Origin of the sequence: Affinundibacterium flavidum, from assembly GCF_014284175.1 — a bacterium.
Taxonomy (GTDB): Bacteria; Pseudomonadota; Gammaproteobacteria; order Burkholderiales; family Burkholderiaceae_D; genus Undibacterium; species Undibacterium flavidum.
In genome coordinates, this window is record NZ_JACOGA010000010.1 from 204124 (window position 1) to 228053 (window position 23930).

Consider the following 23930-nt stretch of genomic DNA (forward strand, 5'->3'; position numbering starts at 1 on the left):
AATTAATGCTGAAATCGATACCAAAATTCAAATTGCACATTATGAAAGTGCTTAATTAGAGATAGGGCGTGAATATGACGAAAATGCTATTGGAAGTTCGGGGAGTCAGCAAAAAATTTGGTCAAGCAACGGTAGTCGACAATATTTCATTTTCGGCGCAGTCGGGGCAGACGATTGGTTTGTTGGGGCCAAATGGCGCTGGTAAATCTACGACAGTGAACATGATCTGTGGCTTATTGCAAGCGGATAGCGGGCAAATCTTAATCTCAGGCCAACTCATGGCTGCCGGACAACATCAGGTAAAAAAACAATTAGGTTTAGTCCCCCAAGATCTCGCCTTGTTTGATGATTTATCCGCTCGTGAAAACCTGAAATTGTTTGGCGCTTTATACGGCTTGTCTGGTCTTCATTTACAACAACGTTGTGATGCCGTGTTAGAACTGGTGAGCTTGCAAGACCGAGCGAAAGATAAGCCTTCAAGTTTTTCAGGTGGGATGAAGCGACGTTTAAATATTGCTGCGGCCTTATTGCATGATCCACAGTTGTTGATTCTGGATGAACCTACAGTCGGCATTGATCCGCAAAGCCGCAATGCCATTTTTGATGCTTTGGAAGTATTGAAAGCGCAAGGGCGGACTTTAATTTATACCAGCCACTACATGGAAGAAGTCGAACGTCTTGCAGACCATATTGTGATTATTGATCACGGAAAAATTATCGCGAATGAGACGCCTGCGGAATTGGTTCAGCGACTTCCAGCACAGGCTGCGCTCACAGTTAATTTAGCATCAGCTCTAGACGAGACAGGTCTAAGTCAATTAACACAACAGATCGGCGTACAAAAGGTCCTGAATAAGAATGAAGGAAAGACTTTGGAGTTACATCTATCTGCGCCAGATCAGGCAATATCTATTCTGAATTTTGTGCAACAACAGCACGGTCAGATCAGTCATTTTGAGACGGCGAAAACAAGATTAGAAGACGTATTCCTGACGCTAACTGGACGTAGCCTGCGCGATTAATTGATCGCCAAGAATTAAAAAATTGTAGACATAATTTGAAAGACGGTGATCAATCATGATTCCTTTAGTTGCCCTGATTCGTAAAGACATTATTTTATTTTTGCACGACAAACGCGCCTTAATTTTGACATTGCTAATGCCAATACTATTGGCCGCTTTTTTTGGCTATCTCACAGGTGGCAGTGGTAAGCAAGAAGCATCAAAAATTGAACTAGGCGTCGTACAGCAAGACCAACATCTCATTAGCCAAAAAATCTTAGCAGGATTGAAGAACGACAAGAGTTTGCTGATTAAAGAACTGAGTCTGGAGCAAGCGCAAGAACAAGTACGTAAAGGCAAGATCGCGGTGGCTTTGGTCTTGCCCGCTGGTTTTGGTGAGGCGGCTGGAGCGGCTTTCTTCAATGCGCACGGAAAGCCAGATTTACCTATCTATTACGATCCATCTCAAAGTACGATGTTAGCGATGGTTAAGGGCATACTGACGCAGCATGTGATGCAAAGCGTGAGTGCTGAAATGTTTAGCGGTAAGTCGGGAATGGCAACACTCGATCAAAGTATCGCGCAGTTAGAAAGTAAGGCGGAGCAGGGGGCAGAATCTGCTGCTGATTCTGCGACTGCGTCAACTGACAAGCAAGAACTTAAAACATTTTTGACTAGCTTAAAGAAGTTCCAGCAACATCAACAAGACCAAAATGCGCAAACCGCACAGACCACCCAAAATCAATCTGAAGCTGCCAAACCTGCGGGCTTGAGTATGCCGTTCAATACCAAGGATGAAGCGCTGTCGGCAAAGACTGGCGTTGCAAATGGTTACAATGGCTATGCTCATTCTTTCGCCGGAATGACAGTGCAATTCATTTTGTTCTTAGCGATTGACGCGGGCATCTCTGTTTTGTTGTCGCGTAAATTGGGTATTTGGAATCGACAGTTAGCAGCGCCTATCGGTATGAATACCATTATTGTGGCGCGTGGACTATCTTGTGCTTTGATCGCTTTGCTTGTGAGTTGTGTGATCTGCGCAGTAGCGATGTTGGTATTTCAGGTGCAAATACTAGGAAGCGTTTTGGGTCTGATGGGAGTTGCGGTTTGCTTTTCCTTAATGACTGCCAGCTTTGGTTTATTGATAGCAGCGTTTGGAAAAACACCTGAGGCAGCACGTGGTATTGCGATCTTCGCAACCCTGATTATGGTGATGTTGGGTGGAGCTTGGATGCCATCTTTTTTCTTCCCGCAATGGTTGCAAGATCTAACGATTTTTATCCCTACCCGTTGGGCTGTTGATGGTTTTGACGCAATGACCTGGCGCGGGTTGGGAATACATGCTGCCATCGCTCCCATGGCGGCGTTGCTAGGATTTACCAGTTTGTTTGGTGCCTTGGCATTGTGGCGATTCGGTCGGGATCAGACTGCAAGGTAACTGAAACAAGCGGTTATGGCGCGAGGCGCATGGGGCATACGTATCGAAACGTAACAGAACCCATGCGCTTGTTTCAATTCCATACAAAACAAAGTTGATAGGATAGTTTTTCAGAGCTCGATTGAAAATATAATGGTGAAAACTTTTTCACCATTTTTTTTCGGCCAAAATAATGACAACAACTTCTTTTCCTTTGCGCGTAGTGGCACTAGCTATTGGTAGTGCGTTTGCACTGAGTGGAATTGCTCATGCGCAAGAAGTACAAGAAAAAAGTAAGACTGAAGAAAGTACAAAGTCCACGGAAGAAAAATCAAAAAGTAGCGAAGAAAATAAGCGCCGTAATTCCAATGCTCAAAAAAATCCTGCGCAGTTGAAACCAGCTCCGACCAAAGCGGACGCTACAGATACAAAAAATCCTTCTCAGTTACAAAGTCAGTTACAAACTCAGTTGCAAAAAGTAACGGTGAATGGCACCAAACAATCGGATATTGATTTGCGTCGCAACTCTATCGCCGGGAAAATTATTGTCGGACGTGAGGAGCTAGATCGCGATGGTGACTTCACTGTTGGTGAAATTCTCAAGCGCTTACCCGGTGTGACAACTGGAGGTCGCCCAGGGCGTGGTGGTGATGTTCGTATGCGTGGCATGGGTGGCGGTTATACACAAATTTTAGTCAATGGCGAACGCCCACCACGTGGATTTTCGATGGAGTCTCTATCGCCCGATCAGGTCGAACGCATAGAGGTAATGCGTGGACCAGTCGCAGAATTCAGTACTCAGGCAATTGCAGGAACTATTAATATCATTTTGCGTGAAGAGTATCACCCAAAAGATATCGATTTGAAGTTGGCTTTGGGATTTGAGCAGGGCAGGGTCGCTCCCAATTTATCAATTACGTATCCCGGTCAAATAGGTGAACTTAATTACGCTTTGAGCGCTTCAATTTTTCATAACGGTCAGCATGATTACTCCACGTCAGAACGTGTGGAGCAAACTGATGCGGGTGTAATTCAATTGATTCAAGATCAGATTGATCAAACTAACCGACAATCTTCGGGCATCCATCTGACTCCGCGTTTTAGTTATAAATTTGAAAGCGGCGACAATCTGACGGTGCAACCCTTCTTGATGAATTCTCGTAGTCATTCAAGAAATACTTCAACACTAACACAGTCACCTGAAACACCAGATCCAGTCACGCATTTGCCTCCTGTCGCACTGGCAAATTCCAATAGCAATGCGGATTCTACTTTCTTCCGATTGAATTCCAATTTTCAACATCGTTTTGAAGATACCGCAAAATTAACAATCAAACTGGGCGGTGGCATTGGTCGCTCTGATAGCGATAGTTTACGTACGCAGTATGCGAAGAATGGCGATCAGCTCAATGTCATTAGCGATGTCAATGACACGCGCGATACCTCGTTTAGCCAGGGCGGTAAATACACGACGCCGATTGGTGATAAGCAAAACTTGGCAGCGGGTTGGGATTTCGAACGTAGCCAGCGCGAGCAAAAGCGCGTTTCTCTGGATAATGGTAAGCCTCAATTTACAGATTCTGGCGACAATTTAGAGGCGTCAACCCGTCGGCTGGCAGCTTATGTGCAGAGTGAAATTGATATCAATGCGCAGTGGTCTGGCTATGCAGGGTTGCGTTGGGAAGGAATAAAAACACATAGTAGTAAATCGAATTACGTCGTCGATAATTCGACTAGTGTTTTTAGCCCTATCATGCATGCCGTGTACCGTATTCCTGATTTGGGAAAAGATCAGATCCGTATGAGCTTGACGAGTAGTTATCGTGCGCCTGCTTTGAATGACGTGATTGCAGTGCCGGCAATTTCTCCGTTGAATGGACCAACTCGCCCAGATCGCACTGGTAATCCGAATTTGCAGCCAGAATTATCGCGTGGCTTGGATATCGCTTATGAGCATTATCTTAAAAGTGCCGGGATTATGAGCGTCAATTTATTCGTGAAAAATATCGATAACTTGATCCGTCGCCGAACCGAACAAGTGCAAGTAGGTGATGCATTACGTTGGGTAAATTCGCCAGTCAATATCGGTCATGCAATTGCAAAAGGCATAGAATTAGAAGCGAAATTTCAAGCCCAAGAATTTTTTCCTGAGGGGCCTGCAATCGACGTGCGCACCAACTATAGCCGCTTCTGGTCGAACGTCGATGATGTTAAAGGTCCGAATAATCGACTAGATCAGCAACCCACACAAACCGCCAACTTGGGACTTGATTATCGTGTCAGTAGTGTACCTTTGACTTTAGGCGGCAATGTCAACTGGACACCAGCTTACGTCAACCAAACTAGCGATACACAGACCACCAGCACTGGCATTAAACGACAGCTTGATATGTATGCCTTGTGGAAATTTTCACCGAATATGAAATTGCGATTATCGGCGAGCAATTTGCAAGCGAATGATTTCTTAAGCGGCAGTAGCTTGTCGATTAATGGCGTCAATTACTTGCAAAGCAATCGTTCTAAAACATACACCGTGTTTAATTTGCGCTTGGAGTTGAAAATTTAAGAGCAAACAATATTGTTCTCACCTTAAACCTTGTGGTCAACTCAAAATCGCCTTAGCTTGCCCGTATGGCCTCGTCTAGATCATCGGTGTTGTGCGAAATTATTTGTATGAGTTGGGACTGCGCTGCCTGTTGCGGGTGGCGCATGACACGATTATAAAAATCGTCTACTTGATGTTGATCTGTATGTGCAATTCCTATGCACGCATTACGTCCAGATTTCTTCACCATGTATAAGCCTTGATCTGCGAAATTCACGACTTGTGCCCAAGTTACTAAATGCGGTTGCTTGGGTAAAAATGGATAGCTTGCATAGCCCACTGAGCAAGTTCTAAATATTTCAAGATCATCCAGCAGAGTGAAAGCAGTGCTGGACACAATATGCCGAATCCGTTCGGCGACCGTTGGTGCATCTTTACGATTGCAGTTGCGTGCGACAACTAAAAATTCCTCTCCACCCCAGCGCACTAAATAATCTGATTCTCTAAATACGCTCTGTAAGCGATCGCGCATTTGCATTAACACCATATCGCCGCAAGCATGACCATACGTGTCATTCACTGACTTGAAGTGATCCAAATCCACCATGAAAAATACCAAATCATCATCGCTTAATTGACTAAAATTGTCAGTCGGGTCAACGAGTTGATCTTCGTAAGCACGTAAGGCGCGGGCAACATCCCCTTCGATATTTTGTAGTAAGAATCGACGATTTCTTAATCCAGTTAAAGGATCGGTAATGCTGACTTCTTCTAGCTGATTTTGGGTCTCACGCAGGGCTGTCAAAGTGGCTTGCAGTTGCTTGTAGGCAGACGCATTGTCTAAGGCGATTGCGCCATAGGCAGCAAGCGTGCGTAAAATCGAACGTTCACGCTCACCATATACATGCGGGCGTATAGATTGGATAGACATCACACCCAATAGGCGATCACCAATCATGAGAGGTGTATACAACAAGCTGAGTGTTTCCATCGTCCCCGGAACGATAAACCGTCCAGTCGCCCCCGGTTCGCGTTCAAGGACGATTTCTTGACGTTCACGTGCGCAACGAGCAAATGATGAAATTGGATGATCTAAAGCTGTTTCAAAAAACGGAATTGGCGCACCGTTTTCAATGCCGAATACAAAGCGCAAAGTAGCGCCATCAGGTGCCAATAGCGAAATGCCAAAGCTACTGGCGTCTAGCAAGTCGTCGACATGACGATACAGTGCTTCAAATACGGATTCAACATTCAGATTGGCAGTGAGTTCGCGTCCAATCAGACCAAGTGTTTCTAAAGTATTGCTAGCTTCTTGCAGGCTGGCAGCACGTTCAGCTTCTGTGGTGGCGATTAAGCGGTGGTATTCAGCGTCTGCCCGATGACGTTCATTGTCGTAGCGAACTTGCATTGCGGTGGCACGATTATGGGCTTCGCTTAATCGACGATTTTCTTTTGCCTTGGCGGCCAATCGTGAGAATTGAAACGCCGATTGATAGTCTTCGATCAGCGCGAAGTCATCGGCGATACTATCTAATAGATCTGCAGGAATACAAATGCCCTTGATAGACTGACAGAGCGCAAGGGCTTCTAATTGGTAATGCAGGCTGAGATTGGGCATATTGTTTTCTATGCTCAAGGAACTATTATCTAGCGCGGGATATTTTCTTGCTAGCTCAGCATACACTCTGAGACATTTAATTTGCTCGTCTACATTATGGTGTTCACGCGCGATGCATAATGCTTGTCGAATTTTGTCTTCGGCTTCGTGTAGTTGATCCAGGCGGCAAAATGCAATTGCCTGACCACGCCAACAGTCAGATAAGAACACGGCTTCGTCGTGTGCTTCAATTTTTTCAGCAGCAAGTTCAAAGAAATTGAGTGCATCCACCGGAGTGCCTAAGTCTAAGGAGAGGTCGCCAAGATAAGCTAATGTATGAGCGAAAGTTCTTGAACCTGGGATCTTGCTTTGTATGCTCAATGATTCTATTAAGGTTTCCCTAGCGTCTTCATGGTGCCCCAGTAGCCTTAACGCGTTTCCGGTTTGCAACAGAGCTATTGCCAATGAACCTGGCCATTGATTGGCGCGCGCAATGGCGAGCGCTATTTCATCCCATTCCAGCGCCGCGTCTAAATCGCCTAAGGTTGCAAAAGAATCGCCAGCGTTGGTCGCCGCCAAAATTGCCAGACGTATTTGGCCTGATTCAAGTGCTGCACGATGAGCCTCTATGTGTAGACGACATGATTCACCTAAATCGCCGATTTTGTTGGCGATGATGGCACGCGCACTGGATAACCACGCAGTGACTGGAACTGGATAGCTGTGATCGACCGCAAATTGCCTATCCAATTCTGTTGCAGTAATTTGTGGAGCACGAATGGCACTATTGTGCAGGCTGCGGGCAAAGGCAATTTGGTAGCCAAGTAGTTCACCAGCAATTTGATAATGCTCTATCGAAGTTTGCAGGCATTGATCACGTTGTTGAATTTCGCCTAAGTCGCGATGAATAGAACTAAACAAGAAATAAACATCGCCTAAACCATGACTATCTTGTATTTCTTCCAGATTCGTAAATGCGATGGTTGCATCTCGTTTGGCTAATTCTAACTCGCCAAATAGCCAATGTATTTCAGCTTTAATCAGGTTAGTACGCGCCAGCAATCGCTTGTAGTCACGTGATCCTCTTGAGATGTGTGCAAGTAGGGCTCTTGCTTCACTAACGAGTTCTAAAGCTAGCTGGCAATCGCGTTGGCGTAAATGCCAGGCGAGCTCAATCAAATGCGATAGGCGAGTCTCATTATCAGACAAGGTAAGCTTGGTCTTGAGTACATCAACTTCTTCGTCTAACGCGTATAAATCCATACTGACCTTGACTTGATTTCCGTAGTGCAACACGACAGTGTCAGTGAATTTAACATAAAGAATCTTTGCTTGAAATATCCTTTCGCAGATCGCACAAGATCAAGAGAGAAGCGATGATGTTGAAAATATATTTTTACCTTTTGTCTTGTGCGATATTTATTTAGTATGCTTTTGAAGAATATTTCTCAAAATAAGGCAGAAGTCACTTTTAGTACTTCATCTACCGTCGTAACGCCGTCAATAATTTTGTTGGCACCCGCGATCCTGAGTGGTTTCATTTCATCCGTAATCGCTTGATCACGCAAAGCATGAATATCTGAGTCCTGTTGTATTAACTTACTAAAGGTTTGGGTCACTGTGAGTAATTCATATAAACCTGTACGCCCTTTGTAGCCAGTTTGTCGACATTCCAGGCAGCCAACTGGGCGGTAAACCGTCTTGGGTTTTTCTAAAGGCCATTCTTCTACCATCGCGTTCCAAACTGGATCCGTGATTTCGCCATCACTCGCTTTGCAATGTGGACACAGGGTTCGCACCAAACGCTGCGCGAGAATGCCAACGATAGTCGCTTCTAATAAATAATAAGGAACGCCCAACTGCAACAAACGCATAATCGCTGAAGGTGCATCATTGGTGTGCAATGTTGACAGCACCAAATGACCAGTTAAGGCCGCTTGAATAGCCATTTCAGCCGTCGGCAGGTCACGAATTTCACCCACCATGATAATGTCGGGATCTTGCCGCATCAGGGCGCGAATACCATCGGCAAAAGATAAATCGATATTCGATTGCACCTGCATTTGATTGAAAGAACCTTCGACCATTTCGATAGGATCTTCCACCGTACAAACATTCACGTCGGGTGTCGCAAGAGCTTTTAAGGTCGTGTATAAAGTCGTGGTCTTGCCTGAACCAGTTGGTCCAGTGACCAAAATAATTCCATGCGGTTTTTTTGTCAGTTCATTCCAGCGCATTGCATCGTTCACGGGGAAGCCTAATTCAGGCAAAGTCTTTACAACGACTTCGGGATCAAAAATACGCATAACCAATTTTTCGCCAAAGGCGGTCGGCAATGTTGATAAACGTAACTCAACTTCTTGCCCATCTGCGGTACGGGTCTTAACCCGACCATCTTGCGGCCGACGTTTTTCAATGACGTCCATACGACCTAATAACTTGATACGCGCGGTCATCGCGATCATGACCACAGCAGGTACTTGATACACCTGATGCAAAACGCCATCGATACGAAAACGTATGGTTGCCATATCGCGCTTGGGTTCCAAGTGAATATCTGAAGCGCGCTGTTCAAATGCAAATTGCCATAGCCAATCAACGATATTGATAATGTGTTGATCGTTAGCATCAACTTGCTTGTTTGATTTACCTAATTCAACTAGCTGCTCGAAGTTGTTGCGCAATGCGACATCGTTACCATTTGATTTACGAGCATCTTTGATTGATTTTGCCAACGAGAAAAACTGTGCCGTATATTGCGCCACGTCGAGTGGATTGGCCAAAACAAGTCTGATTTCTTTCTTCGTGATACGAGAAATTTCATCTTGCCAAATCGCGTTATTGTATGGATCAGTTGTCGCGATCGTCACGCTGTCGTTCGTTGCATCTACAGGCAGAATATTGAACCGTGTGGCATAAGTAGATGACATTACATCCGATACTTTGGTGAAGTCAATTTTGAGAGGGTCTATGCGAAAAAAAGGCAGTCCCGCTTTGCGCGCCGCCCATTCTGTTAGCCAATCTAATGTCAGCAATTGCTGTGGTCGCAAGGCAGAATACAGCTTAGCTTGTGCAATTGCTGTAAATGGATGCATATTCTCAGCACCATTTTTTAAGATGCCACGCGCATGATTAAAAGCAGTTTTTGCATCGTCTTTTTTGACTATGCCATCTTCCATCAACCATGTGAAAATTTGCTGCATACTTAAACTTTTGATTGTTCCGCTATTCATGTTCGTGATTTCACTTGTGTGCATGGTGAGTAGAAGTATTTTGTGGTGCTTATTTTTGCGTTAATGCCAAGCCATCGACCCAGTTTTTTGCCGGCAATTTTGTATTCTTATGAATGATTTCTGCGCGTTGATATAAAGTGTCTAAGTCCAACTTTAATCTTGGTTTAAATGCAATTGCGACGACATTGCCGTCATGCACTTCAGGCAAACATAGGACGGTGCCAAACACGTAACGCAGCACCTTGATATTTTTGGCGAAACTCGGGTGATCGCCAAATAAATTCACAGTCAAAATGCCATCTGCTTTCAAGCAATCGAAACAAGCTTGATAAAACTCCGTGCTATCAAGCACGGGACCGCGCGCGGTAGCGTCGTACAAATCGACCTGAAGAGCGTCAAATTGGTCGTGATGATGGTTATCCGCTACGTAATCCATTGCATCCATTTCGATCACGTTTAATCTTTCGTCGTTAGCAGGTAACTTAAACATACTTTCGCAAATCATAATGACCGCAGGATTTAAATCAATCGCCGTCACTTGTGCTTCTGGGAATTGACGGTAGCAGAATTTTGTCAGTGCACCAGTCCCTAAACCTAGTTGTAGTATCTGCTTAGGCTGATCTTTGAATAGCATCCAAGCCATCATCTGTTGCGCATATTCTAATTCCAGCCAATCAGGTTTACGTAAGCGCATTGCGCCTTGTACCCATTCGGTTCCGAAGTGCAGGTAACGAACGCCGTCGTGTTCGGACAGTGTGACCGGCGCAAATTTAGGTTTGCGGATTTTTTCCACTTTTTTAGCAGCGACTGGGCCGGATCGATAATTGGATTCAGCTTCGATAGATTTTCGTTTTATTAACATAGAAAGCAGGTGAGTGATAAACAGGATTGCTGTTTCGATCTTGCGAAGATTGATTGTAAACCCTATGTTGCAGTATGTGCCATCAAATTATGTAATGGTAATAATCTGTAAAATGTCAACTAATTGTTAAATCTATCGTTGTATAGTCACAGGTATTAGTTATGTAGGGTTTTATTTGCTCGTCATCTGTTTCAATAAGGAGTTTATCTTGAAGAAATTAATTGTGATTGCTGCAGCGCTCGTCTCTGTAGTTTCCTTAAGTGCCTGTGTGTCAACGCACACATCGGGCAGTGTTTATCGCCCGTATCAAACACAGAATGAAATGTCTGTTCGTATGGGTGTGGTTGAATCGGTGCGCGAAGTAACGATTGACGGTGGTCGTAGCGGGGTCGGCACAATGACTGGTGCGGCCTTGGGAGGAATCGCAGGTGCCAGTATGGGTGGTGGTCGTGGTTCAACTGCCACGAGTATTGTTGGTGCTGTAGTTGGTGGCATTATTGGTAATAACGTTGAGTCCAATGCCAATACACGCCGTGGCGTAGAAATTACGGTTCGTTTAGATAATGGTGAATTGAAAGCAATTACCCAAGATGCAGACGAGACTTTCCGCGCAGGTGATCGCGTACGCTTGTTGTCTGATCGTCGTACTACACGCGTAACGCACTAACTCGGCGAAGGTACTAAATCTTAGCGCTTGATAGAAAAAAACCGGAATTCACATTCCGGTTTTTTTGTTTATGTTAGCGATTCACATCGCGATACCTACTTATTTACTGACGTTCAGCAACATTTCATTTAAGCGTTTTACAAAAGCGCTTGGGTCCTCGAGTGTGCCCCCTTCAGCCAGTGCCGCTTGATCGAATAGTATGTGTGACCAATCATTGAACTTAGCTTCTTCGTATTTTAGACGTTGTACCAAGGGATGATCGGGATTGACCTCCAAAATCGGTTTAGATTCTGGCGCTGCCTGACCTGCGGCTTTCAACATACGTACCAAATTGCCTGAAAGCTCGTTTTCGTCAGCGACTAAGCAAGCTGGTGAATCAGTTAAACGGAATGTGATGCGAACGTCTTTGGCTTTATCTGCCAAGGCAGTTTCCATCTTTTCAACGAGATCTTTAAATTGCGTTTCAGTTTCTTCGTGCTGCTTCTTCTCAGCTTCATCTTCCAATTTGCCCAGATCCAAATCGCCTTTCGCAACGGAAACCAAATCTTTACCTTCAAACGCAGTCAGGAAGGACAACATCCATTCGTCAACACGATCGGTGAGCAATAAGACTTCTACGCCTTTTTTGCGGAAAATTTCCAGATGTGGGCTATTTTTCGCTGCGGCAAAACTATCGGCGGTGACGTAGTAAATCTTGTCTTGGCCTTCTTTAGCGCGGGCAATATAGTCGGCCAATGAAACCGTTTGAGACTCATTGTCATTGTGGGTAGAAGCGAAACGGAGCAGGGCAGCGATACGATCTTTGTTCGCGGCATCTTCGCCGACACCTTCTTTTAATACTTGGCCAAATTCTTTCCAGAAGCTGGCAAACTTTTCTTTCTTGCTTTCTGCTTCATCGCCTTCTGCATTCGCCAAATCTTCCAGCATACCCAGCACACGTTTTGTAGAACCTTCACGGATTGCTTTGATATCGCGTGATTCTTGCAAAATTTCACGAGATACATTCAAGGGCAAATCGTTGGAATCGATAATCCCTTTCACAAAACGCAAATAAACTGGCATCAATTGTTCGGCATCATCCATGATGAACACGCGCTTGACGTAGAGCTTGATGCCACCACGCTTATTGCGGTCCCACATATCAAATGGCGCGCGGCTTGGAATGTACAGCAACTGTGTATATTCACTGCGACCTTCGACGCGATTGTGCGTATGCGTTAAAGGCGCGGTGTAATCGTGCGAAATGTGTTTGTAGAATTCTGTGTATTGCTCAGGCGTGATGTCAGATTTGCTGCGTGCCCACAAGGCGCTCGCTTGATTCACAGTTTCGAGTTCGTCTTTGAGAACTTGTTCTTTTTTCTCATCATCCCATTCTTCTTTTTGCATGAAGATAGGCAATGAGATGTGGTCAGAATAAGTGCGGATAATAGATTTGAGTTTCCAAGACGAGAGGAAATCATCTTCACCTTCGCGCAAATGTAAGGTGATAGAAGTGCCACGATCTTCTTTGCTGATTTGCTCTACGCTGAAGTCGCCAGCACCAGCAGATTCCCAACGCACGCCTTCGCTTGCCGCTGTGCCGGCACGGCGTGATTCCACCGTCATTTTGTCTGCAACGATAAAGCCTGAGTAGAAACCGACGCCAAACTGACCAATCATGGCTGCATCTTTTTGCTGATCGCCAGACAATTTGGAGAAAAATTCTTTCGTGCCAGATTTGGCGATGGTGCCTAAATGATTCACTGCATCGTCACGTGTCATACCAATGCCGTTATCGCTGATGGTAATCGTGCGTGCAACCTTATCGAAACTAACTTTGATCTTTAATTCGGAATCATTTTCGAACAAGCTGGCATCGTTAATTGCCTCAAAACGCAATTTATCGGATGCATCCGATGCATTAGAAATGAATTCTCTTAAGAAAATTTCTTTGTTTGAATACAAAGAATGGATCATCAATTGGAGTAATTGTGAAACTTCTGCTTGAAATCCCAGGGTTTGTTTTTCTGACATGCTTTCCTCGATATTTAAGAATTGAAGGAGTAGAAACCGCACTCAAGCGGACTCAATGAATGTTTTAATGTGGGCATCAGGTGTGGCAGTAACGCGATATTTCAAGAGGGAGATGTAGACTTTTTCTACATTTGAGTTCTTCGTGTATTTTGAACAAGCAAGGATCATCCCCTGATACAAAACGCCGTATAGGCGTGACAGAAACCCATCTTTTTGTCATCAATGCGTAGTAAGTCTTTGAAATAATGACGAAAATATCTGCATTGTTTGTAATCAAGGCGTAAGTTTTGCATTGCAGCATGCTATAATCGTCGGTTATTCGAATCACCTCCCAAATAAATACAATCATGACCAACAATACACGCGCTATTCGCAACATCGCCATTATCGCCCACGTTGACCACGGCAAAACTACGCTAGTGGATCAACTGCTGCGCCAATCTGGTACTTTCCGTGATAATCAACAAGTTGATAATCGCGTTATGGATTCCAACGATATTGAGAAAGAGCGCGGTATCACGATTCTTTCCAAAAACTGTGCAGTTGAATACAAAGGCACACACATCAACATCGTTGATACCCCAGGCCATGCGGATTTCGGCGGTGAAGTTGAACGTGTATTGTCCATGGTTGACAGCGTGTTGTTGCTGGTTGATGCGCAAGAAGGTCCAATGCCGCAAACGCGTTTCGTGACACGTAAAGCGTTGGCTTTGGGATTGAAACCTATCGTGGTCGTAAACAAGATTGACCGTGAAAATGCTGATCCACAAAAAGCAGTTAACGCGACATTTGAATTGTTCGACAAACTCGGCGCAACAGATGAGCAGTTAGATTTCCCTATCGTTTACGCTTCTGGCTTCAAAGGCTATGCTGGTCTGGAAGATACAGTACGTGACGGTAACATGGAGCCATTGTTTGATGCGATTCTGAAACACGTTCCTGCGCGTGAAGATGATCCAAATGGTCCATTGCAATTACAAATCACTTCTTTGGAATACTCTTCTTACGTCGGTAAGATCGGCGTTGGCCGTATTTTGCGTGGTCGCGTTCGTGCAGGTCAGGACGTTGTCTGGATGAATGGTCCAGAAGACAAGCCAAGTAAAGCGCGTATCAATCAAGTATTGACGTTTAAAGGTTTGGATCGTGTATTGGCCGATGAAGCGTTGGCTGGCGATATCGTTTTGATCAATGGTATTGAAGAAATCAGTATCGGCTCCACCATTTGCGCACCGGATACACCGGAAGGCTTGCCAATGTTGAAGATCGATGAACCAACATTGACGATGAACTTCATGGTTAACAGTTCACCATTGGCTGGTCGTGAAGGTAAATTCGTGACGACACGTCAAATCCGCGATCGTTTAGATCGTGAATTGAAATCGAACATGGCTTTGCGCGTTGTGCAAGCTGAAGGTGATGACTCCACCTACGAAGTTTCTGGTCGCGGTGAATTGCATTTGACAATTTTGATCGAAAACATGCGTCGCGAAGGTTTCGAATTGGCAGTTTCACGTCCACGCGTTGTGTTCAAAATGGTAGATGGCGTGCGCCACGAGCCGTATGAAAACTTGACGGTTGACGTAGAAGAAAACAACCAAGGTGGCGTGATGGAAGAACTCGGTCGTCGTCGTGGTGATTTGCAAAACATGGAACCGGACGGTAAAGGTCGTGTGCGTTTGGAATACCGTATTCCAGCGCGTGGCTTGATCGGCTTCCAAGGCGAATTCATGACATTGACACGCGGTACTGGTTTGATGAGTCACGTGTTTGATGAATACGCACCAGTTGATAATACTAAAGGTGAATTGGCTGGCCGTCGTAACGGTGTGTTGATTTCTCAAGATGATGGTGCAGCAGTTGCTTACGCGATCTGGAAATTGCAAGACCGCGGTCGTATGTTCGTAGTTCACAACGATCCGGTCTATGAAGGTATGATCATCGGTATCCACTCACGTGATAACGATTTGGTTGTGAACCCGATTAAAGGCAAACAATTAACTAACGTTCGTTCTTCTGGTACGGATGAGGCGGTACGTTTGGTACCACCAATTCAAATGAGTCTGGAATACGCGGTTGAGTTCATTGAAGATGACGAATTGGTAGAAGTTACACCGAAGAGCATTCGTTTGCGTAAGCGTTTCTTGAAAGAACACGAGCGTAAAAAAGCATCTCGCGAAGCTTAATAAGATTTAATTCAGGTTTAAATTAGTTTTAAATTAGTTTTAAATCAGTTCCAACATAAGCCCGCTTGATGTTCCATCAAGCGGGCTTCTTCTTTTTAAATTCGGAGTTTGTGCATGCAGCAACCTAGCCACAAAACTGCATTGGTATTAATGATTATAGCGCCGACTATGTGGAGTACCGCAGGTGTCTTGTCGCGTCATTTGGAATCAGCACGAGGTTTTGAAGTTAGTTTTTGGCGTAGTTTTTTTGCCGCGATTTTTGTGGCAGGTATTCTGGCTTGGCAGCACAAAATTAATCTAGGCAAGAAGCTGATCGGACTCGGACGCTATGGTTTGGCATCTGGCTTTATGTGGGCTGCGATGTTCACTTGCTTCATGCTGGCATTAACCATGACAACCGTGGCGAATGCCTTAATCGTTGAGAGTTTTGCCCCCTTATTAACTGCGATATTCGCATGGATTTTTCTGGCAGAAAAAATTCCCCGCCGAACATGGTTAGCGATTTTTGTCGCTTTCGCTGGCATGTTATGGATGTTTGTTGATGGCTTTTCTCAGCTCGATGCACGCGGTCTGATCGGCGTGATGTTGGCGCTATGCGTGCCATTCGCCGTAGCTGCAAACGTGATTATTTTGAAGAAGGGCGGACAGCACGTGGATTTGATTCCGGCAGTCTTGGTCGGCGGCATTTTATCGGCTGCGCTGATGCTGCCGTTTGCTTTGCCGTTTTCTGCATCCTTGCATGACTTAGTCATTTTGGCGACCTTAGGTGTGTTTCAGCTAGGCTTGCCGTGCATGATTATGGTGCATGCCGCCAAAGGATTAACAGCGCCCGAGATTTCTTTATTGTCTTTGCTTGAAGTCGTGCTTGGGCCATTTTGGGTCTGGCTAGCAATCGGCGAAGAACCTGCAAAAGCGACTTTGCTCGGTGGAACGGTGGTCTTAAGCGCCTTGATATTCAATGAAGTTATGGCCTTTAGACAAGAGCGTTTATCAAAAGTCCAGGAGAAGTGATCCGAGCTTGTCTTAGCGCAGAATGCGCAGCTTGATTTGTGTAAGAATTTCGTAAAATTGATTAACTTTGTGCGCTCTCCCTGTCATTGAAATTCAGTGAAATTCAGTGAAATTCAGTGAGATCGCAGTATTTTTAGACGGTATTGCCATGTCAAATTCCACTTCCGCAACCAGTGCTGTTCAACTCAAAGCACCAGAATTATTATTGCCAGCGGGCTCTTTAGAAAAAATGCACGCAGCCTTCGACTTCGGCGCGGATGCTGTGTATGCAGGACAACCGCGTTATAGCTTGCGCGCACGTAATAATGAATTTTCTACCTTGGATATTTTGCAGCAAGGCATAGAAGGCGCGCATGCTCGTGGCAAATCTTTCTTCGTTGCCAGCAATATTTTCCCGCACAACTCCAAACTCAAAACCTATCTGAACGATATGGAACCAGTGATCGCCATGAAGCCAGACGCGCTGATTATGGCCGACCCAGGTTTGATCATGATGGTGCGTGAAAAATGGCCAGAAGTGAATGTGCATCTGTCCGTACAAGCGAATGCGGTGAACTGGGCTGACGTTAAGTTCTGGCAAAAGATGGGATTAACCCGCGTGATTTTGTCGCGTGAATTGTCTTTAGATGAGATTGAAGAAATCAAGCAACGCTGCCCAGAAATGGAACTCGAAGTATTCGTGCATGGTGCACTGTGCATCGCTTACTCTGGTCGTTGTTTGTTATCAGGCTATTTCAACCACCGCGATCCGAATCAAGGTACCTGCACCAATTCTTGTCGTTGGGATTACAAGGTAGAAAACGCGACCGAAAATGAAACCGGCGACTTGCAACGCATTCCAGTTGAAACAATCAAGTTTGATTTCAACAAAGCTTTGGAAGAAGCGAATCAATCTTTCTCCGCCATGGGAGATATGCCACGTCATCCATTAGCAGATCGTCCTTACTTAATTGAAGAAGCTGGCCGCCCAGGTAATTTCATGCCGATACTGGAAGACGATCATGGAACCTACATCATGAATTCCAAAGATTTGCGTGCGATTGAACACGTTGAGCGTCTGGCAAAAATCGGTGTCGATTCCTTAAAGGTAGAAGGGCGTACCAAGTCTTTATATTACGTCGCACGTACTGCGCAAACCTATCGCCGTGCGATTGATGACGCTGTAGCAGGACGTCCATTCAATGAGCAATTGTTGGGTGAATTAAATGGTCTGGCAAATCGTGGTTATACCGATGGCTTCTACCAACGCCATCATACGCAAGAACACCAAAACTACATGGAAGGTGTGTCAAAAGCGCATCGCAGTCAGTATGTAGGAAATGTTTTGTCGGTCGCAGACGGTTGGGCAGAAGTCGAAGTGAAAAATCGCTTCTCAGTCGGTGATCAAATTGAAATTATTCATCCAACTGGAAATGAAATTGTCACATTAGGCGAGATCCGTAATAAGCGTAATGAGTCAGTCGATGTCATTGGCGGCGCAGGGCACAAAGTTCGTATTCCTCTTGATGCAAAATACGATAAGGCTTTGCTGGCACGCATGTTGTAATTCTTGATGCTGCAATTAAAAACGGGCACATAAGTGCTAATCACTTTATGTGCCCGTTTTGCTTGATATACCTAAAATTGGCGCGAGATAAATTAATGCAAATGCACAGATCCCTCTGGTGGTGCGTCATCAGGCATTTCTGGATGCACTAAATCACCTTCGGCATCGGCGTACAGCGGTGCCTGGCAATCTTCACAGAATTCCATGCCAAAAATATCTTCTAATATTTGAATTTGCGTGATGCCACTTTCTTTTAATAAAGTAGGAATTTCACCTTCGCGTTCATCCATAGTCGAGATCGATGGGCCGACCAAGGCGTTGAGTTCATCTTCTTGCTGATACAGCGGCCAGATCACACCGTAAATGACTTCTGGCGCTTTCTTAAGGGTGAATCCAACCCGGATTTCATCGACTTGTCCCGGATGGGTTTCGGGTCCAAATCGACCGATAATCGCGCTTAAATCATTGGCTTCCACATTTAAGGTCTGGCACAAATAAAACACTGTGGCACGGATAGAGATTGGACGCACCAAAATGTCTGCTTCGCGACAAGCAGAGTAGTAAGACTCAGGCAGAAGAAATTCAAAACCACATCCCGGCAACAGATGGGCAATATCCGCATGTGCTCTTTGCTTCCACAACAGTAGGGCGGCTTCCTTGGCCTTCGCAATATCAAAAGGTGAAGGCGTCATTTGCCACTGAAATAGCGGTGCATTGCTCGGTGCTAACACCACACCGAGTAAGTAACGGCTATCTGCTAAGAAAGGCACGGTCTTCGGCAAATCCTTAGGTGCTACGATGGCTTTATTTTGCAGAAAATGTTGAGCTGTATCGTGGAGCAAATCGTTGACAGCGCAATGATCTTGCGGCAATTGATCGATAGAGTACAGTGTTGGCAACATGCACACTTGTACTCCTTTACAAAGCAAGGATTCGCGCCAACTCGTGGTCAGAGATTTCAGTATCGCCACGGGAACGTTGCCAGAGGCAATGTCAAAACGACTCCAGGCCAAGATGGGTGCTGCCACCAAAATAATATCGTAAGCGCTCTCGCCATCTTTGATTTGACCTGATGTGGCGATCGATTCAATCGCTTCAATTAAGACTTCGTAGGCATCAGGTTGATTAGTAAAGACATGCTCAGCGGCTGCGTCCAGGACGCTTTGGTGCCTGGCCTCCAGATTTTTGGCGATTAAGGCATCCAACAAGGATTGCCAGTCATTATCCTCCAGGCGGCTGCCCGCTTGTGAAACCGCCAGAGATAGATTGGCGATGCGCAAGGCATCTCCAGCTAATTTTTGAATTTTCTTTTTGGGTGCGCGTCGCATAATGGGATCATTTTCTTGAGATATATTTTGTGCTGGCGCTGTGCTTAAAGCTATGTTCAGAGACAAACAAAAATCATGAACAAACTCTAGTGTATTCCTATTTTTTTGCGTACTGGGTTTTACCAAACAAAATATCTTTTGCTTTGGCATCAGTCAGTGGTTTTCTGTACTCAGCTAATACACTTAATGCCTTTTGCACGGCGGGTCGAGCATGAATTTTGTCAAACCAAAGTTTCGTATTTGGATAATCTTCCCAATTGATTCCTTGATTCGCAGCAGAGCGCGCCCATGGGAAGCATGCAATATCTGCAATCGTATAATGTTCTCCCGTCAGATAGGCATGATGGCTCAATTGCTTCTCTAAAACATTATAGAGTCGCTGCGCTTCGTTGGTATAACGGTCGTAAGCATAGTCAATTTTTTCCGGCGCATAAATCCTGAAATGATGCGCCTGCCCAAGCATGGGGCCAAATCCACCCATTTGGAACATTAACCACTGTAAAGTTTCGTATTTTTCGCGATCAGTTTGACCTAAAAATCGACCTACTTTACTCGCTAGGTAGATCAGGATTGCACCAGATTCAAATAGGGCTATCGGTTTTCCATCTGGGCCATCGGCATCTACAATCGCAGGGATTTTGTTGTTGGGCGATATCGCTAAAAAATCGGGAGTGAATTGCGCTCCAGCGCTAATATCAACCGGTATAGCGCGATAACTCAAACCGCATTCCTCTAGCATGATGTGGACTTTGTGACCGTTTGGTGTAGGCCAAGAATAGACGTCTATCATTAAAAACTCCAAGAAAAAGTAGCCGAACAGTTGTTCTGAATCTGTGTTGAATCTGAGTCGATTATATCCCGCCCCACTGCATTTCTGATCTAAGGCAATTTACGCTGATACTCTGAGTTTCATTGAGATCACTACTCTTCAAGTGCGTACAGGCGTCGCTCAATTTAGCGCGCCTCGCTTTATGTATAAAAACAACAAATTAAAATGTAATGAAAAATATCTAGACTAAATAATCTAGATCATTTAATCTAGACCAATCGATCTACATCACCCAATATCAATTATGACTAAGAAATCATCATCCCTCAGTGAAAATCCCAGTCCTCCAAAGCCGACTGCTGCAGAAATGGAGTTAATGCGATTGCTATGGGTATTAGGCCCCGCAACAGCGAAGCAAGTACACGAAGCGGCGATCAAAGAACGCCCAGAAATCGCCTATGCGTCGGTACTACGCATGCTGCAAGTGATGCATGCCAAAGGCCAATTGCGCCGCGATGAGAGTCAGAGGGCACATGTCTATGCTGCAGTTGAGGAGCAAGACACGCTGCAGACAAATCTGGTCAAAGATTTAATTCACAAAGCTTTTTCTGGCTCGGCGAAGGCTTTGGTGCTAGCCGCTTTACGTTCGCATGTGAGCAAAGAAGAACGCGAAGAAATTCAAAAATTTTTGCATGGAGATGAAGAATGAGCTTTGATCTCAACAACGCCTTGATTTCTATGATCAACGCGATAGGCTGGGCCTTAATACATTTCGTATGGCAGGGAATTTTGATCGCCGTAATAACTGCGGTTTTGCTACTTTTTTGTCGAAATGCACGCGCCCAAACACGTTACTTCATAGCCTGCCTGGGATTGATTTTTTGCTTTCTCATTCCAGCATGGCAAGTCAGTCAAGCTTTCCATGCAGGCGTTGATTCGCTAGATGCCTTGACGAACATGGGAACTCAATATGCAACAACCGTTAGAGAATCAAGTCTGCGCGACATCGGCAGTTGGCTCCAAATAAATATCAACAATATCGTTTTCTACTGGTCTCTAATCGTTGGTCTTTTAGGCCTGCGTTTAAGCTTAGGATTGTGGTGGTTGCGTGGCTATGCTCAGGGACAACGCGGAACCGCGAACGTGTATTGGCAACAGCAATTAGACCGTCTGGCACAAAGCTTCGTATTACCAAATCGGGTAGTACTCAGAGTAGTGCAAGACTTAGAAAGTCCAATCACCATAGGTTGGCTGCGTCCTATGATTTTGGTTCCAGCATCCTTGATTACTGGAATGACACCCGCGCATTTAGAAGCTTTGTTGGCTCATGAGTTAGCCCACATAGCGCGCTACGATTACCTAGTGAATTTTATCCAGAATGTGATTGAAATGTTTTTGTTTTTCCACCCTGCAGTTTGGTGGATTTCAAAGAAAATCCGTAATGAAAGAGAAAACATTGCGGATGATTTAGCTGCAAGTATGCTCGGCGAACCGCGGCGTCTGGCGCTTGCTTTACAAGAGTTGGAATTACTCCAATTCACCACCCCTCAACTCGCCCAAGCGGCACATGGAGGAAATCTTATGTCCAGAATCAAACGTTTAATACGTCCAGAAGTACAAAGTATAAATTGGAAATCCGCGGTCACAGCAGTTGGTATTGCAGCGGCTTGTGTAGGTTTAGCTGCGAATGCGGCCATTCCGACCATATCACAGCAACATAGCAATCTCGTACCGAATTCTGTTCAATCGACGGCAAGTGATTCGTTTGTCGAAAAAGATTCGACACACTCTGCAGAGATCGAAAATCTATCACCTGATCAAACATCGCAGCCAATGTCAGAAACGACTCTCTCAAAGAGTAAAGTGCGTAGCGATAAAGACGTGATTGTTGCTGCGCGGGTCAATTTTGCGAAAACAGGATGCACCCCTGAATATCCACGTGAAGCATTGCGTAATGAATCGCAAGGAATCTCTCGAATCTTAGTCTCTTTATCGGCGAAAGGGCGCATTGAACAAGTCATTGTGAAAAAATCGAGTGGTTTTCCTTTGTTAGATGACGCAGTGAAGAATCAACTTTTGTCAGGAAAATGTACCGGCAAACCCGGAACACTCAATGGCAAACCACAAGCAAGTGAAATACAAGTTGAATACGTTTGGAAGTTGGATTAAATCAGATTGAGCTGACCAGATATCTCGAATCCAGAGGTATCTGGTACCGACGAAAATTATTTGTGATTGGATTGTTCTTGAAAAAAATAGTAAACCTGATCGGTCTGCTCTTTGTAGCGATGAATTTTTTGACCGCTTGTACCAGTGTTAAGACTCAAGTAATGGAAGCGGATTGTGGACCTTGGACTTTTGGTATAGCCAAGGCGTCCTCTTCTGATAAACAGTTCGTGCCAGAAACCTGGGCCCTAGACGCAAAGACAGAATGTTTGAAAACAGGCTATGCAAAAAAATTTGATGAATATGATCCACCAGTCGATGATAAATTTGTCTATCGCACACAAGAATCTAGCGTGAAGCGAAGAGCTGTGCGAGATGTACCTAATTTACAGTCGAGTGGTAGTGCAGAGCGCACCGATGGGGCACACAAAATTCCAAAAGAGGTATCTCAGTCGACGCTGCGCAGCGCGCATTATGTTTTTGAGTTTAATGCCAACAGCAAATGGGAGGCAAGTGTCTCGCCATCTCCTCTGTATCAAGTCTTTGCGAAAAATCGTGAGGGGCAGGCGGCACTTTTCATCAGTGTCTATGACGCAAATCCATTCTTGATTTGGTCAGACAGCAGAGATTCAATGTACGTGCGTTTGCGTGACGAATTAGTCTACTCAGATATCACCAAAATTAATGAAACGACTTTTCAAAATTTTGAAGGGTTTCAAGTAGAAATTCGTGGGCGAGATAAGAATGCAGCGCCTTTGCATTATTTATCGACACAAATCCGTGTAGGTAAAAAAATCTTATATTTGACTACTTGGTGCTTTGAAGAAGACTTTGCAAAAAATGAGCAAGAATTTCATTTGATCGCAAATTCTTTGCGTATGCAGCCGCGATTTTTGACGGCGTTAAATGGCGAGTAGTGCTTGTGTTTTGATATGGAATAGAGTGCTATCTCTCTATATCTATTAAATTTCGTAGATACTGTTATCCGAGTCAAGCAGAATGCAAGCTTGAATCGAAAGGTTTTCCTGATTTTAAGACCCCAAATGCAACGTGAATCAGTTTTCTCATCATTGCCCCAATAATGACCATGGGAGGTTTTCCAGATGCCGTAAGACGCTGGCGGAAAGCTGTTCCCCATGTTGTTCGATATAAAGCAACCATAGCAGGCATGTAGAGCGCTTTGCGAATAAAAGTATGGCCTACTTTCGACATGCGCGTTTTGCCACGCACACTACTGCCAGATTCATGATGACGTGGGTCGAGTCCTGCAAATGCAATTGCTTTTTTCACTGAGGTAAAACGCTCTGTATCAGCGTAGTACGAAAGTAAAATGGCGATAGTGCGCTCCCCTAAACCAGGTATGCTATCCAATAGCTTTTGCTTGTCTTTTAGGTCTGGATCATGATGTGTATGGTCATTGATTGAACGAATCAGTGCTTTGATTTCTTTATCCAGCCAAACAATATGATCAGTAATGCCTTGTCGAATCGCCTCACGTGCCACATCGAGTCGATTTAATTCTTGCGTACGCATGTTCTGCAAGGCATCTAAGCGCAGAACCAAAGCACGTAAGGTTTGCTCCGCCATGGAGG

Annotated in this window: 17 protein-coding genes; 10 read left to right on the forward strand and 7 right to left on the reverse strand. The window is 44.9% G+C overall.

The window, feature by feature from the left end:
- Positions 1 to 74: 74 nt before the first annotated feature.
- From H8K55_RS12485 to H8K55_RS12495, 3 genes are all read left to right on the forward strand, one after another.
- Positions 75 to 1022: an ABC transporter ATP-binding protein gene (locus tag H8K55_RS12485; RefSeq protein ID WP_186942395.1), complete on the forward strand. Its 948-nt coding sequence runs from the start codon at positions 75 to 77 to the stop codon at positions 1020 to 1022.
- Positions 1023 to 1077: 55 nt separating this feature from the next.
- The gene (locus tag H8K55_RS12490; RefSeq protein WP_186942396.1) at positions 1078 to 2439 is read left to right on the forward strand and encodes an ABC transporter permease; all 1362 of its coding nucleotides are present in this window, start codon (positions 1078 to 1080) and stop codon (positions 2437 to 2439) included.
- A gap of 172 nt (positions 2440 to 2611) precedes the next feature.
- Positions 2612 to 4984, forward strand: a complete 2373-nt coding sequence (locus H8K55_RS12495) for a TonB-dependent receptor plug domain-containing protein (RefSeq protein ID WP_186942397.1) — start codon at positions 2612 to 2614, stop codon at positions 4982 to 4984.
- 52 nt (positions 4985 to 5036) lie between these two features.
- On the opposite strand, the gene H8K55_RS12500 is transcribed toward H8K55_RS12495, so the two are convergent.
- From H8K55_RS12500 to H8K55_RS12510, 3 genes are all read right to left on the reverse strand, one after another.
- Entirely contained in the window at positions 5037 to 7856 is a 2820-nt protein-coding gene (locus tag H8K55_RS12500) for a diguanylate cyclase (protein ID WP_186942398.1), read from the reverse strand.
- A gap of 152 nt (positions 7857 to 8008) precedes the next feature.
- Positions 8009 to 9793 carry a type IV pilus assembly ATPase TfpB gene (gene tfpB, locus H8K55_RS12505; protein ID WP_230408591.1) on the reverse strand — a complete coding sequence of 595 codons (1785 nt, stop codon included), beginning with the start codon at positions 9791 to 9793 and terminating at the stop codon, positions 8009 to 8011.
- 49 nt (positions 9794 to 9842) lie between these two features.
- Entirely contained in the window at positions 9843 to 10655 is an 813-nt protein-coding gene (locus tag H8K55_RS12510; RefSeq protein ID WP_186942400.1) for a spermine/spermidine synthase domain-containing protein, read from the reverse strand.
- A gap of 208 nt (positions 10656 to 10863) precedes the next feature.
- Between H8K55_RS12510 and H8K55_RS12515 the strand changes: the two genes are divergently transcribed.
- Entirely contained in the window at positions 10864 to 11322 is a 459-nt protein-coding gene (locus H8K55_RS12515) for an outer membrane lipoprotein (protein WP_186942401.1), read from the forward strand.
- A 99-nt stretch (positions 11323 to 11421) separates the two neighbouring features.
- Here the strand turns inward: H8K55_RS12515 and htpG are convergent, their stop codons facing one another.
- On the reverse strand, positions 11422 to 13335 hold the full coding sequence (htpG, locus tag H8K55_RS12520; protein WP_186942402.1) for a molecular chaperone HtpG: 1914 nt from the start codon (positions 13333 to 13335) through the stop codon (positions 11422 to 11424).
- A 347-nt stretch (positions 13336 to 13682) separates the two neighbouring features.
- Between htpG and typA the strand changes: the two genes are divergently transcribed.
- The 3 genes from typA to trhP all read left to right on the forward strand — a co-directional run bounded on the left by typA (position 13683) and on the right by trhP (position 18075).
- Entirely contained in the window at positions 13683 to 15518 is a 1836-nt protein-coding gene (gene typA / locus H8K55_RS12525) for a translational GTPase TypA (RefSeq protein WP_186889473.1), read from the forward strand.
- A 114-nt stretch (positions 15519 to 15632) separates the two neighbouring features.
- Positions 15633 to 16529, forward strand: a complete 897-nt coding sequence (locus H8K55_RS12530) for a DMT family transporter (RefSeq protein WP_222612458.1) — start codon at positions 15633 to 15635, stop codon at positions 16527 to 16529.
- 148 nt (positions 16530 to 16677) lie between these two features.
- Complete coding sequence (gene trhP / locus H8K55_RS12535) at positions 16678 to 18075, forward strand: prephenate-dependent tRNA uridine(34) hydroxylase TrhP (RefSeq protein ID WP_186942403.1); 1398 nt, start codon at positions 16678 to 16680, stop codon at positions 18073 to 18075.
- A 92-nt stretch (positions 18076 to 18167) separates the two neighbouring features.
- On the opposite strand, the gene H8K55_RS12540 is transcribed toward trhP, so the two are convergent.
- On the reverse strand, positions 18168 to 19403 hold the full coding sequence (locus H8K55_RS12540; protein WP_186942404.1) for a DUF2863 family protein: 1236 nt from the start codon (positions 19401 to 19403) through the stop codon (positions 18168 to 18170).
- Positions 19404 to 19500: 97 nt separating this feature from the next.
- Positions 19501 to 20193, reverse strand: a complete 693-nt coding sequence (locus H8K55_RS12545; RefSeq protein ID WP_186942405.1) for a glutathione binding-like protein — start codon at positions 20191 to 20193, stop codon at positions 19501 to 19503.
- 283 nt (positions 20194 to 20476) lie between these two features.
- Between H8K55_RS12545 and H8K55_RS12550 the strand changes: the two genes are divergently transcribed.
- The 3 genes from H8K55_RS12550 to H8K55_RS12560 all read left to right on the forward strand — a co-directional run bounded on the left by H8K55_RS12550 (position 20477) and on the right by H8K55_RS12560 (position 23255).
- A complete protein-coding gene (locus H8K55_RS12550; RefSeq protein ID WP_186942406.1) occupies positions 20477 to 20881 on the forward strand; it encodes a BlaI/MecI/CopY family transcriptional regulator in 405 nt (134 codons plus the stop codon).
- Entirely contained in the window at positions 20878 to 22341 is a 1464-nt protein-coding gene (locus tag H8K55_RS12555) for a M56 family metallopeptidase (RefSeq protein ID WP_186942407.1), read from the forward strand. The genes H8K55_RS12550 and H8K55_RS12555 overlap by 4 nt, the downstream gene beginning before the upstream one ends.
- A 77-nt stretch (positions 22342 to 22418) precedes the next feature.
- The gene (locus H8K55_RS12560; RefSeq protein ID WP_186942408.1) at positions 22419 to 23255 is read left to right on the forward strand and encodes a hypothetical protein; all 837 of its coding nucleotides are present in this window, start codon (positions 22419 to 22421) and stop codon (positions 23253 to 23255) included.
- Between the two features lie 73 nt (positions 23256 to 23328).
- On the opposite strand, the gene H8K55_RS12565 is transcribed toward H8K55_RS12560, so the two are convergent.
- Positions 23329 to 23930 (reverse strand): transposase (locus tag H8K55_RS12565; RefSeq protein ID WP_186942409.1); only part of this gene is annotated, 602 nt, incomplete at its 5' end.

Excerpts from the sequence above, each read along its gene's own strand:
- H8K55_RS12530 (WP_222612458.1), top strand. The coding sequence starts at position 15,633 with ATGCAGCAACCTAGCCACAAAACTGCATTGGTATTAATGATTATAGCG.
- H8K55_RS12490 (WP_186942396.1), top strand. The coding sequence starts at position 1,078 with ATGATTCCTTTAGTTGCCCTGATTCGTAAAGACATTATTTTATTTTTG.
- H8K55_RS12510 (WP_186942400.1), bottom strand. The coding sequence starts at position 10,655 with ATGTTAATAAAACGAAAATCTATCGAAGCTGAATCCAATTATCGATCC.
- H8K55_RS12550 (WP_186942406.1), top strand. The coding sequence starts at position 20,477 with ATGACTAAGAAATCATCATCCCTCAGTGAAAATCCCAGTCCTCCAAAG.
- H8K55_RS12540 (WP_186942404.1), bottom strand. The coding sequence starts at position 19,403 with ATGCGACGCGCACCCAAAAAGAAAATTCAAAAATTAGCTGGAGATGCC.
- typA (WP_186889473.1), top strand. The coding sequence starts at position 13,683 with ATGACCAACAATACACGCGCTATTCGCAACATCGCCATTATCGCCCAC.
- H8K55_RS12485 (WP_186942395.1), top strand. The coding sequence starts at position 75 with ATGACGAAAATGCTATTGGAAGTTCGGGGAGTCAGCAAAAAATTTGGT.
- H8K55_RS12555 (WP_186942407.1), top strand. The coding sequence starts at position 20,878 with ATGAGCTTTGATCTCAACAACGCCTTGATTTCTATGATCAACGCGATA.
- H8K55_RS12545 (WP_186942405.1), bottom strand. The coding sequence starts at position 20,193 with ATGATAGACGTCTATTCTTGGCCTACACCAAACGGTCACAAAGTCCAC.
- H8K55_RS12495 (WP_186942397.1), top strand. The coding sequence starts at position 2,612 with ATGACAACAACTTCTTTTCCTTTGCGCGTAGTGGCACTAGCTATTGGT.
- htpG (WP_186942402.1), bottom strand. The coding sequence starts at position 13,335 with ATGTCAGAAAAACAAACCCTGGGATTTCAAGCAGAAGTTTCACAATTA.
- trhP (WP_186942403.1), top strand. The coding sequence starts at position 16,678 with ATGTCAAATTCCACTTCCGCAACCAGTGCTGTTCAACTCAAAGCACCA.
- tfpB (WP_230408591.1), bottom strand. The coding sequence starts at position 9,793 with ATGAATAGCGGAACAATCAAAAGTTTAAGTATGCAGCAAATTTTCACA.